The sequence below is a fragment of the Paenibacillus sp. TSA_86.1 genome, from assembly GCF_052691815.1.
Window position 1 is genome coordinate 313,269 of record NZ_JBQZGE010000002.1, and the last position, 12,495, is coordinate 325,763.

Below are 12,495 nucleotides of genomic sequence, written 5' to 3' on the forward strand. Positions count from 1 at the left end.
GATATAACGCATAACAAATATGGAATAACGTAATCTAAATGATTGGTTTAACTGAATGCAACAGTTCGAATGTAGTATCAACTCTCCCGATTCTTTTCATTTTCTATTTATGCCCTCATCCTCATATATATCAGGTTTTGTAACTGGATATTTGATCTCTCATATTAAAAGCGGAACCTCGGATGTTATCGGAAAAATGCTGTATTTCTTCTGCAATGACCATCTGATGTTCAACGGCCTGAACCATCGTTGTGCTTTCTGTATGCGCTTGTTTGGCAATAGAAGCTAAATGCTGCATTGAAGCGCTGACCTCCTCGGAACTTGCGGATAACTGCTCAGAAGCAGAAGAGATCTCTTGCATCTGACTGGCAACGTCTTTGGCAGATTCAAGAATCATTTCGAATGCTTGACCTGCTTGTTCTACTGCATTTATCGTTTGTGCCAACTCTTTTTTTCCTTGAGCTACGCTAGTGCTTGCTGAAACCGTATCTTCCTGAATGTGGCTGATCGTATCGAATATGTTACTTAACGATTGACGGGTTTGATCTGCCAGTGAACGAATTTCACTTGCAACAACGGAAAAGCCTCTTCCTTGTTCCCCGCTTCTTGCAGCCTCTATACCTGCGTTAAGAGCGAGCAATTCCGTTTGACGAGCAACTGTCGCTATAAGTTGAACGATTTCTTGAATAGTAAAGGAATGCTGATTCATTTTTGCAACAGAGCTTTCTATTTCATCCATCGTGCGATTAAAGAGGTCAATGCGGAGCTTAACGTTCTGTAAAAGTTCCTCTCCCTTTCGAGCTTGTTGTTCAGTCATAGATGAACATTCTGTAGCTTCATTATTTGACTCACTGATCAGAGCAATGCCCCGGGCTACTTCATCTATGGCTCGCACCGTTTCTTCTGCTGACTGAAGTTGTACAAGCGCTCCGTCTGAAACGGCAGTTGCCGACTGAGCGATTTTCCTCATTGAACTGGAAGAATTCTCCAAATTGTTTATTAGAAGCTGGCTTGTATGTACAACCACATTTGAATTATCCTGGGCTGAACGAATGAAGCCTGTAAGACCGGTTCGCATGACTTCAAACATATTTGCAAGTTTGCCAATCTCATCTGAAGCGCTTGATTGAAATGACTGGCTTAAATCTCCATTATGAATCCGTTCCGTTCCTTTAACGAGACGTTCCGTAGGCTTAATAATGGAACGCGCGAGTAGCAGTGAGATGACGATAACAAGTAAAGTCACGAATAACTGATATGTGACGGACTGCCAAAATGCATTTTTGTTGGACGTGATCAAGGTATGAATATTGGAATTCACATCAATCACACTTTTGGATTTTAATCCAAGGATTAATTCGTTTAGTTTCTGTCCCCCCTCCAATTGACCTTGGTCAATGTAACTGGAGTATGCTTCCTGAATCTGATCTACTTCATTTTTTTCGGATGGATTCAATGCAGAATACTCTTGCAAAGCTTGCTTGAACTTTGCTAACAATTGTGCACTTGCTTCTTCAACGGATTCTTTAGACGCATATCCGATTGCTGGAAGCATCATTTGAACCTGGTATTCCATCAGACTCTCCTGCATCTCCTGTGCTTTCAGCGAGGAGGTAAACTGAACTTTTCGTATCTCTTCTAACTTTTCATTTTGGATTAAAGATTTGTAATTTTGGTAACTTAGCGCTACGAGATAAAGTACAATAACAGTCCCAAACGCAAATAGCATTTTCTTGCGAATACTCATTTGATATCCACCTTCTCTAAAGTTACATATTTGTAATTATTATGCCTTTATGCATGTACGAGTTAAGGGAAAGGCTATACAAAGGATAAAAGTCGCCTTCATGGCGACTTTTATCTGAAATCAAGCTGAAAAGAAAGATCAGATTCTATGTGTCACTTTGTACTGCCTGATTCAAGGCTGCAAGTAATTGTGATAAGGCTTCCTCTGTCATCCCTGTGAAAGGTATCAGATTCCGCAGTGGCAAATATTGCATGGAGGCTTGAACCATTTCAGCCGATACTGCACTGGATTGAACCTCACCTTGATCCTGATCCGCTTGAGGTTGCATTTGAGAAAGAATCGCCGTCGTTTTGGGATTTGCAAGCAACTCCCCGAAGGTGGTATCGCGATGGTATGTTGGTATAATCTCACGGGATGTAGAATGTACGACAACTGTTGTTGCAAGCCTGATATCTTGAGATGATGCACCTACCAATATCTCGAATTCGCCGCTGTCCACATGCCAATCGGATCGCTCTACATCGTAATATGCAAATGAACGTTTATTGAGAGTTAGGGTGACTTGTTTCTCTTCACCAGGTTTTAAGTCTATCTTAGTGAAGCCCTTCAGCTCTTTGTCTGGACGTGTAACACGGGATGCTGTGTCATGAACATATAATTGAATAATCTCCTTACCCTGCACGAAACCAGTATTCTTGATGTTTACCGAGACGTTGATGCAATCTGTATCGTTGATCTCCCTTTTATCAACAATCAGGTTGGAGTATTCAAATTGTGTGTAGCTTAGTCCATGACCAAAAGGAAACAGCGGTTCTATATCTTTAGCTTCATAGTACCGATAACCTACGAATATCCCCTCTCTGTATTCAACCTGGTTTCCATCACCAGGGAAAAACAATGCGGATGGACTATGCTTTGTTGAACGCGGGAACGTCTCTGCCAGCTTGCCGCTCGGATTGGCATCACCAAATAAAATATCAGCGATTGCGCCTCCAGTAGCCTGCCCCCCCAGATAAGCTTCAAGAACGGCTTTGGCGTTGTGGAGCCAAGGCATTACGACAGGGGCACCATTGCTCAACACGACAATTACATTGGGTTGAACGGCAGCTATAGCGGTAATGAGCTCCTGATGATTATTGGGAAGATTAAGATGTTTGCGGTCATATCCCTCAGATTCATAACGGTCAGGCAACCCTACAAACAAGATGGCTACATCAGCTGCCGCTGCCGTTTCCAGAGCAACTTGTAATAATGGAGCATTGGTTTCATCCGAGCTTAGTTCATATCCCTGCGCATAGGTGAGTTGCGCTTGATCCCCGGCAGAACGAAGCAATTCTTCATAAGGGATGTCCACTTTCGTTGGATTAATGTGTGAACTTCCCCCGCCCTGGTAACGGGCCGATTGGGCTAGTTCTCCAATCACAGCGATATGACCCGTTTTCTGCAAGGGTAGGATTCCATTCTCGTTTTTTAGCAATACCATGGTCTCTTGGGCCACCTGTCTTGCAAATGCATGATGCTCTTCAGCATTGTACGTGGCATCTTGCTGCATATGATCTGCACATTTAAAAATAACCGTAAGCAAGCGTTCGACCGCTTGATCAAGTAACGAGATGTCGAGTGTGCCTTCTTCAACCGCTTGAATAATTTTACGTTGGGCTTCACCATTGGAAGGTGGCATTTCAAGTTCCATGCCTGCCGCTACGCTAGGAACAATCTCACTGACTGCACCCCAGTCCGACATGACAAATCCGTTATGACCCCATTCATCTCGCAATATATCATTCAGGAGGTAAGGATTCTCCGATGCATAGGTCCCATTCACTTTGTTGTAGGCAGACATAAGCGTCCATGGTTGGGCTTGTTTGACCGCTTTTTCAAAGCCGGTTAAGTAAATTTCGCGTAATGTCCTTTCATCCACTACGGCATTAACAGACATTCGACGATCCTCCTGATTGTTCACGGCAAAATGCTTCAGCGAAGTGCCGACTCCCTGGCTTTGTACACCGCGAATGTGAGATGAAGCCAGTTCACCCGTAAGATACGGATCTTCGGAAAAATACTCAAAGTTTCGTCCGCACAGCGGGGAGCGCTTGATATTCGCACCTGGCCCCAGTAAAACAGCTACATTCTCGGTTTGGGCTTCTTTACCTATGGTGCTTCCTACCTGTTCTATCAGGTCGCGATTCCAGGAGCTAGCCAGCCCGCTGGCTGTAGGAAAACAAGTCGCAGGTACACTTTCGTTCAGCCCCAGATGATCCGATTCTCCATCTTGTTTTCGTAGTCCATGTGGTCCGTCGGCTAGCATAATCGATGGAATACCCAATCTTTCGATTCCTGTAGTTGTCCAGAAAGTGCTGCCGGAACACAGACTGGCTTTCTCCTCGATGGTCATTTGATCTATGAGCTGTTTAATATCTCGTTTCATCCATTGACACTCCTTTTCGCTATGTATCATTCAAAGGTATCTATTTTATTCTAAGGTTGAGAGAGAAGAAGGCATATAACGCTTTCTTAAGATTGCATAACGCATTTCGCAAGGTTTATTTTAATTTTTGTATCCTTCTATATATCTATGGATAACTACATCCAAAGACTGATAACGATTTCTTAATATTTACAGGTTTATATCGAAATCCGGATTGTAATGCCTAGGATGATTGCCTACAATAAGAAGACTAATCATCAGGAAGGAAGTTGTTGCACTTATGTATGCCCTTTTAATTGTAGACGACGAGAAATCTGTGGTGGATAGTCTTGCTCTCACGATTCCTTGGGAAGATAGCGGCATTGAAGAAGTGCATCGTGCCTATTCCGCCGAAGAAGCCCTGGATATCACGTCCCGGTTTGCGATTGATGTGATGATTACGGATATACGTATGCCTGAAATGGATGGTCTTGAATTAATTCGCCTGATTCGTTTATCCGTTCCTCGCATTCGGAGTATTATTTTGTCAGGACACGATGAATTTGAATATGCCCAGCAAGCTATTCGCTATCAGGCGATGAATTATATGCTTAAACCTGTGGATACTCAGGCACTTGTCAAGGCTGTTGAAGAGGCCATTAAGAATATCGAGCAAGAATGGGAAAATATAAGTTCAATGCAGCAGATTCAGCACATGTTACATGCTAATCTTCCCGTTTTGCAAAATCAGTTTCTTAATGATTTACTTCAAAACAAACCTATGAGTCAGCACATTTTGGAGGAGCGCCTGAAGATTCTTGATCTTCCTATCCGTATGGAAGACAACTATCGAATGATGGTGATTCGAATGGAAGAGGAATTTTCAGGATATGATCTTCAATCTCTTTCCCTCCTTGAATATGCGATTACCAATATTGCAGATGAAGTTTTCACTCCATTTGGATTATGGCATTGTATTACCGATCAGGGGTATCTGGTGTTCCTCATTCATCATGAGGATCGTAAAACACTAAACTCTGTCGATTCTTTTGCGGTTAAGCTGCAAAATCATGTGCAGAAATTTCTAAAAGGGGCAATCTCCATCTGTTTGGGACAAGAGCGACTTTTTCCTGAAGGATTAAGCGAAGGTTTTAATCGGTGCGTGGCGGTTATTCAACAAAATGTCGGTGAGCATAAAAGCTATTTTATTACCGTCGACGATCAGCTGCCGAACCCCGTGATGGATCAAGGTTATCTTCAACTTTTGGAGCCTCCTCTTCTGCCGCAATTGCTGGAAGCTGGAAACTGGGAAGAAGCGATCGCCAAAATCAAACGTGTGCTTTCAGTGGATGGAGAAGGATCGGACCTGTCTCATGAAGTTCTTTATACATGTTTGCTGTACCTGTCATCTACCTTTGCCATTGTATTCCGCTCACAACATTTTACGTTAGATGAGCTCCTCAATGAAGAGTTCGATTTGATGATTCGAAAGAAAAGTCAAATTTCGAGTCACCGCGTATATGCCTGGGCTGAGAAAATAATTCAATTTCATCGAAGCAGAGCGATAAATCAGATCAGGCATACTCACGATGACATTGTTTCAAGCGTGCATGCTTACATTCAGAATCATCTTTCAGACGGGATCTCGTTGCAAATTATTGCAGATCATGTTGGACTGCATCCGGTCTACTTGTCTAAAGTCTACAAAACAGCGACAGGAGAAACGATTGGCGATTATCTGTTTCGGCTTCGCATGCAAAGAGCTGTTCATCTTCTGACCCAAACCGACCTGAAAGTTGCTGATGTGAGCAAAAAGCTTGGGTTTATGGCACCCCCACATTTTATAAAAATTTTCAAAAAACAATATGGCTGTACACCTCAAGAATATCGGAACCGTTAATTTTACAACAAGATCATCTGTTAATTTATAATATGAAAAAAACCTTCCATCCCATCGATGATTATGGGTGGAAGGTTCTTCTTTGTATTATGCATACTCCTCTTTCGTTGACAAACCACATCTAAGTTGATAGCATAATTTAATTGAACTTAAGGAGGTTATTCTCATTCAGCCCAAACAAAGGTTAGAACAGGAGCGTACCAGCTTGCGGCAGAAACGCCGGATCGAAATTATTAAAGCGGCTACTGCTGTATTTGCACGCCAGGGTTTTGAGCAAACGACGATGCAGGAAATTGCAAATGAAGCGATACTGGGCGTTGCGACCATTTTCCGTTACTTCCCAAAGAAAGAACACCTTATTGTGGAAGTTGCAGCTAACATCGTGCATTCAGAAATTGAGATACTTCAAGACGTATTGAATGACGAAGGTACGTGTTATGAAAAAATGGAGCGCATTTTTGACGCCTTGGTTTTCTATCATCAGGCCCATCATCAACAGAATTCCAAACTTATAGAAGCTTTTGAATGTTATGTTGCATTGTCTAAAGCACCCTTGGAGAACTTACAGATTTATCAGGATGCATATGACCAACTGATCCACCTGTTTACGGATCTTGCCTATTTAGGCGAACAGGATGGTTCTGTGCGCACTGACATGAATACAGTAGAAACATTGATTACAATGATGAATGTATTCGGTAATTTCTCCAAAAAAATGTCCATGCTGCATGATACGGATGCATTCAATACCCGGGTAGACTTGAATCAACAATTTAACATTCTAAAAACGACGTTTCTTTCAGCACTCAAAGCTTAAAGATATCTTTTTTATTTAAATGTTTGATTCCGTCTGAACTTTGGTATTTGGTGTTACTCTGTTCTTATTCATATTCTCTTGCATAATGGATTCACCTTCAATATCGATATTAGGTAGAAGTCGATCCAACCATTTAGGCAAATACCAAGCGTGTTTGCCGAGTATTGTCATGACAGCTGGTACAAGTGTCATTCGTACGATAAAGGCATCTACCAGGATGCCAAATGCAAGGGCGAGCCCCATCGATTTGATGATTGTATCCTCGGCAAAAATAAAGCTGGCAAACACAGCAATCATAATAAGTCCGGCGGCTGTAACCACAGGCCCGCTGTGAGTTAATCCACTTCTTACTGAACGGTGGGCGTCGCCCGTGTGGGTATAATCCTCACGCATTCTGCTGACCAGAAATACTTCGTAATCCATTGCCAGTCCAAACAAAATTCCTGTTACAAGTATAGGTAAGAAACTCAATACGGGACCAGGTTCTGGGATGCCGAACAAGCTACCGAGGTACCCATCCTGTATAACCCATACGATAAAACCGAGTGTTGAACCTAACGTGAACAAGAAGCCGGCAACGGCTTTAATAGGAACCAGGATAGAACGGAATACGAGCATTAGCAGAACGAAGGCGAGTCCAACGATAAGCAATGCAAACTTAGGCAGTGCCTCCTGTAATTTTTCAGATATATCAATATTGACTGCCGTTCCACCGGTTACCATAATCTCTACTTTGTCTTTTTTTGGCACGTTCTCCGATTGATCCCGAATAGCTTGTACTAGTTCAGTCGTGCGAATATCATGTGGTCCAGTCTCAGGCAATACGGTAATGATTGCTGCTTGTCCTGAAGGACTAGGGATCGCAGGCGATATACTTGCAACACCGGGAATATCTTTAATGTAAGCCGTTGCCTCTGCAATCTTGGTCTGGCTATCCTTGCCTTCACTGGTTTTGGCTACAACGACAAGTGGACCATTAAAGCCGGCTCCAAAACCCTCTGCTAATAAATCATAACCTCTTCGTTCCGTGGTTTCGGTTGATTTAAGCCCACTGTCTGGCAAGCCTAGTTCCATGTGCAGGAATGGCAATGTACATACGGTAAGAATGACTATGGATAGAATCGAAATTAACCACGGTTTTCGCGTGATCATTCCTCCCCAGGCATTATCTTTGTTCTTATCTTTCTTTTGGCCCGACCATTTGCGCAGCCAGCGATTTTCCCGTGCCGGACTGATCCGATTTCCAGCAACAGCCAGAAGAGCAGGAACAAAGATGATGGCAATAAGCACAGCGACAAATACACTGATTGCTGCGGCCAAGCCCATCATGGTTATAAACGGAATTTGAACAACGGAGAGCCCCACAAGGGCAATAATAACGGTCAGGCCTGCAAAAACAACTGACCCTCCGGCAGTAGCATTGGCTTGCGCAATGGCCGTCTCACGGTCATAACCTTCAGCCAGCTGTTGACGGTAGCGGGATATAATGAACAAAGCGTAGTCAATACCTACGGCTAAAGCAAGCATTACAGCGAGCGTGATTGAAAATGAAGACATGGATACAAAGTTTGATCCAACGATTACGGTCATCAAGCCAATTCCCAAACCGATCACGGCTGTCAGAATAGGTAATCCGGCTGCAAGAAATGACGTGAAGGTAAAAGCCAGAATCATAAACGCAATCAGAATTCCAATGACTTCAGAGATGCCGCCTACTTCAATTTCAGAGAAAGCCACACTGCCTCCGAGTTCTGTCTGCACTCCATTCTTCGTTAATGTTTCAGCTATGTTTAATACATGTTCTTTTGAATGTTCTCCTACTTCACTTGCGGCTTGTTTGTACGTAATATCAGCATATCCGATTTTTTTGTCTGGACTTAGTGTCATGGTTTCGTATGGATTGGAAACGGAGACGACGGACAGATCCGTTTTAACATCTTTCAATGCCTTTTTTATTTTCCATTGATTCCCCTCTGATGTGAGCAATCCCTGATTCGCTTTGAAAATTAGACGAATCTGACCACCACCATCCGACGCGGGGAATTCTGAGTTTAGTACCTCGGCAGCCTGGTCGGATTTTGTTCCGGGTATGGTCATCTCACCTGTAAACGAAGTCCCCATGCCTAGACCGAGAGATGCCATTACAATGAGAAGTGTGAGTGTTGCCGTAATTACTGTTTTTCTTTTTCTCGAAGACCAAGCTCCGAGACGATATAACCATTTTGCCATAATAAATGTCATGCCCCTTTCAAAACTTTCTGCAATTAGGAAGTGTGTCATCACCACCCTATGTCTGTATTGTATTGAAAAATAGACGAAAAAAAATCGTACATAAGGGCATTCCCCAAATGTACGATCGGGCATGATTGGGCATGTACGTTAGCTAAATCAAGACAATGCGAGTCATTAATTTTACTTAGAGATGCAGAAGTCCCTTTTCGACAGCGACAGCAACCGCTTCAGACCGTGAATCTACGCCAAGTTTGTTGTAAATATTCGTAAGATGAGCTTTCACCGTACGTTCGGCAATGCCCATATCAAAAGCAATCTCCTTGCTACGCATCCCTCTTGCGATGGCTTGCAGAACAATCGTTTCTTTATCGCTAAGCAAGGTAGGCCCCGTTTTTTTGGCTAACGATCGGGTCTGATGAGCAAATACTCTAGCTGTAATGTCTGGCTGAAGCAAAGTCTCTCCACGAAGTGCAGAGTCCAATGTGCGGAACAGATTTTCACGGCTGGTATCTTTTAAAAGATATCCTTTGGCACCCAGGGATAAACCTTCAATCATGAGTTCGTCCTCGTTATATGTAGTAAGAATGATAACGGGAATAAGCAGGCCTTGCTCATGCATTCGTTTCATTGTATCCAGTCCCCCAAGCCCCCCCGGCATGTTAAGGTCCATCAGGATGACATCAGGTTCTAAACTTTCCATGAGCTTTAATGCTTCAACACCTTCGCTCGCTTCTCCTACAATGCTATAATTATCATCTGTTTCAAGAATAAGCTTCAGACCTTCTCGAACAACCCAATGGTCGTCAACAATCAAAACTTTGTGCTTCATGCGGCTATCCCTCTTCTCCTACCAATTATAATGGAACGCTTAAGTATACAGCTGTTCCCTGTGGATTACTTTCAATCTCAATACTCCCACCAATGAGTCTAGCGCGCTCTTGTATACCAATCAAGCCGTAGTGGCCATGTAATTTTCCGATGTGATCCGTGTTAAATCCCTGGCCGTTATCAACGATGTCCAGATTAAACTGATTATTGCTATGGCTGGTAGTTATCTTGACAAGGTTCGCTTGTGCGTGACGGGCGATATTCATAAGGGTTTCGCTCAAAATATGCAAAATATGCTCCATCTGCACCTTGGACAACTGTGAAGAGAGCTCTCCCTGAAATTCAATTGTAATGCCAGTCGCCTGTCGGAAACGTTCCAGTTGTTCTTGAAACGCTTCGCTCAGCGTGATGGAAGGGGTAGATTTTGTGCGTAAGTCATCAATTGCTCGTCGTGCATCCGCCAGTGATTGTCTAGCCTGTGCCATGGCATTACGTATAATTTCCTGTGCTTTGAGCTGATTCCCCTTTTCCTGATGAATACTAGCAGCCTCCAACTGCATAATAATTCCGGCAAGACCTTGGGCCAATGTGTCATGTAAGTCCCTTGCCATCCGCTGTCTCTCACTAGTGAGTGTAAGTTCCTCTACTTTTTGGTGAGCCAGCTCTAATTCCCGCAAGAAATTTTGGGTCCTGACACGTGCATTTACTTGTTTGTAAAACAATGACGCGTAAGATATGACTACAACCATCATGAGTAAAAGTAATAAAACAAGCAATGCCGCCTCAGGGCCAGTTCGATTAAATAAAGTTAGAGAACAAAACATGACATAGAGCACAAATGCTACGAAAACCACTTTTGCTGTTTCGAAATAGATCGCAACGGTTTGCCCGATCAATACAGGTATAAGACCAATCAGAATCGCCGGCATGCCATCCGGCATAAGAATAGCACTACCGTATATTAAAATTGCTTGGATTATAATATATAACGGCCTAGAATAAGCAACGACTGAACCTGTTATCCAGTAAAAGTAACTATGGGCGAGCATCACTATGACAAAAAAAACACTTGAAATAATGGTAGGTGCTGACATGTTCTGTAATATAAGAGTTGCAGTGGTAACAAGGCAGAGCCATATTAACACAGGGATCCGTGAAGCGGATAAAGGATCGATATGTTCTTTTACATCTGAAGCGGTATTTGGTCTTCTTTTAAACCACATTAGATTCACCTCGGTATCCAGTATACCTCTTTTCACCAGGAATAATAGTACTTTAGTACATGCCCTTTCGGACATAAGAAACTAAGAGCGTTTTAAAGAAAAAACTTATCACACGTTTGCTAGGTAAATTTAACTGATGACAAAGACTCTGTACAGGAAGTTCTTAGGTCTTTGAAGTATTTGGTTTTTATCAAATACCTTCTAGCCTTGAAGCCCTTAGTCGATTCAATCACTCATAAAGAGACTCATCTCAAACTTAGACACTTATCTAATCGGAAAGGGGAACATGTTGTTGTCTATTTCGGTAAGCGAAACAAGTTTTTGTCCTAACCTCCAAGTTCTCGTACCAATGTTCGATCTTCTAATACTGAGCACTTATGTTTTACCTTCATCTTGTCAGTTGCTCTTAAACAAATTTGAAAATTTTCATGTATTTAGGTACTTAATGAAGTCTTAAGTGCACGTAATAATATTAGATGTATATCTAATCGGAAATCGGTACAAGTTCTTGTCCTTAAAACCAACTATTCCACCTTTTTTTTATATAATAAGTTTTATGGTAGATTTCAGAGTGTGCTTCTAAAGTTATAGATAACCTCCCCCTTTAAGATGCCTATCAAAATCAAAGAAGCCGCTAATAGTAGCGGCTTTCCACCGGGTTGCGAATCGTTGTAATGCCGAGCATTCTAGACAGCTCATTGTCATCAAAACCGATGATCGCCTGCTTTCCATCCGATGCCGAATATACAGAATATTGATACCAATCTTTGTACACGAGCAATCCGCGGCTTTCCATAAATGTTTCATAGGCAATGCGTCTGCTCTGAACATTATGGCTCTCCACCCTTCCGAACATGTTAGCGATTTGCGTGTACCCTCTGGATACGAGATGTTCGAGCGCCAATCGATAACCATTGGCTTGATCCAGTGCAACCGAAGTAATCTCGTCATTGCCCATGCGTTGCCAGGATACAATGGGTCCATACTGGCAATAATCTTTGAGCATTCTCGGATCGTTGACACAGGCCATGATGACAATACCATCCACCCTTTTGCTGCGCAAATCTTCAAAAGCCTGCAATTCGATTTCTTTATCCCCTGCGGGATGTGTAGATAATAGTCTGATAGCCGTAATCCATGGCTGTATCCATAAATTGATTCATGAATGTAAGCATGGAATGAACCATTTCTCCTGTTGCAGAATTCACAATCCCGATCTGTTTGGTACGTCCCGTCGATAACGAATGTATGTAATTTTATGAGATTAATCTATCCATATTATACCAGACACTTTAACACTTCATATTCAAAGAATTTATTTCAGCTCCGTATTAAACTAAC

Annotated in this window: 8 protein-coding genes; 2 read left to right on the forward strand and 6 right to left on the reverse strand. The window is 42.6% G+C overall.

Annotated features, from left to right (window positions below; translation table 11 throughout):
- Positions 1-130: 130 nt before the first annotated feature.
- Both ACUTVW_RS07510 and ACUTVW_RS07515 read right to left on the reverse strand, forming a co-directional pair.
- Positions 131-1,747, reverse strand: coding sequence for a methyl-accepting chemotaxis protein (locus ACUTVW_RS07510; protein ID WP_445645194.1), 1,617 nt, complete (start codon positions 1,745-1,747; stop codon positions 131-133).
- Positions 1,748-1,892: 145 nt separating this feature from the next.
- Positions 1,893-4,175: a beta-glucosidase gene (locus tag ACUTVW_RS07515; RefSeq protein WP_445645195.1), complete on the reverse strand. Its 2,283-nt coding sequence runs from the start codon at positions 4,173-4,175 to the stop codon at positions 1,893-1,895.
- Between the two features lie 280 nt (positions 4,176-4,455).
- On the opposite strand from ACUTVW_RS07515, the gene ACUTVW_RS07520 reads away from it, so the two are divergent.
- The gene (locus ACUTVW_RS07520; protein ID WP_445645196.1) at positions 4,456-6,054 is read left to right on the forward strand and encodes a response regulator transcription factor; all 1,599 of its coding nucleotides are present in this window, start codon (positions 4,456-4,458) and stop codon (positions 6,052-6,054) included.
- Between the two features lie 205 nt (positions 6,055-6,259).
- Positions 6,260-6,871, forward strand: coding sequence for a TetR/AcrR family transcriptional regulator (locus tag ACUTVW_RS07525; RefSeq protein WP_445645197.1), 612 nt, complete (start codon positions 6,260-6,262; stop codon positions 6,869-6,871).
- Positions 6,872-6,886: 15 nt separating this feature from the next.
- Here the strand turns inward: ACUTVW_RS07525 and ACUTVW_RS07530 are convergent, their stop codons facing one another.
- The 4 genes from ACUTVW_RS07530 to ACUTVW_RS07545 form a co-directional block, all read right to left on the reverse strand.
- Positions 6,887-9,100, reverse strand: a complete 2,214-nt coding sequence (locus ACUTVW_RS07530) for an MMPL family transporter (protein WP_445645198.1) — start codon at positions 9,098-9,100, stop codon at positions 6,887-6,889.
- A 187-nt stretch (positions 9,101-9,287) separates the two neighbouring features.
- A complete protein-coding gene (locus ACUTVW_RS07535; RefSeq protein ID WP_427051275.1) occupies positions 9,288-9,932 on the reverse strand; it encodes a response regulator in 645 nt (214 codons plus the stop codon).
- A gap of 25 nt (positions 9,933-9,957) precedes the next feature.
- Positions 9,958-11,154, reverse strand: coding sequence for a sensor histidine kinase (locus ACUTVW_RS07540; RefSeq protein ID WP_445645199.1), 1,197 nt, complete (start codon positions 11,152-11,154; stop codon positions 9,958-9,960).
- Between the two features lie 634 nt (positions 11,155-11,788).
- Positions 11,789-12,235: a hypothetical protein gene (locus ACUTVW_RS07545; RefSeq protein ID WP_445645200.1), complete on the reverse strand. Its 447-nt coding sequence runs from the start codon at positions 12,233-12,235 to the stop codon at positions 11,789-11,791.
- Positions 12,236-12,495 lie beyond the last annotated feature (260 nt).

Bases quoted from the DNA above. Each gene is read 5' to 3' on its own strand.
- ACUTVW_RS07515 (WP_445645195.1), bottom strand. From the start codon at position 4,175: ATGAAACGAGATATTAAACAGCTCATAGATCAAATGACCATCGAGGAG.
- ACUTVW_RS07540 (WP_445645199.1), bottom strand. From the start codon at position 11,154: ATGTGGTTTAAAAGAAGACCAAATACCGCTTCAGATGTAAAAGAACAT.
- ACUTVW_RS07520 (WP_445645196.1), top strand. From the start codon at position 4,456: ATGTATGCCCTTTTAATTGTAGACGACGAGAAATCTGTGGTGGATAGT.
- ACUTVW_RS07530 (WP_445645198.1), bottom strand. From the start codon at position 9,100: ATGGCAAAATGGTTATATCGTCTCGGAGCTTGGTCTTCGAGAAAAAGA.
- ACUTVW_RS07535 (WP_427051275.1), bottom strand. From the start codon at position 9,932: ATGAAGCACAAAGTTTTGATTGTTGACGACCATTGGGTTGTTCGAGAA.
- ACUTVW_RS07510 (WP_445645194.1), bottom strand. From the start codon at position 1,747: ATGAGTATTCGCAAGAAAATGCTATTTGCGTTTGGGACTGTTATTGTA.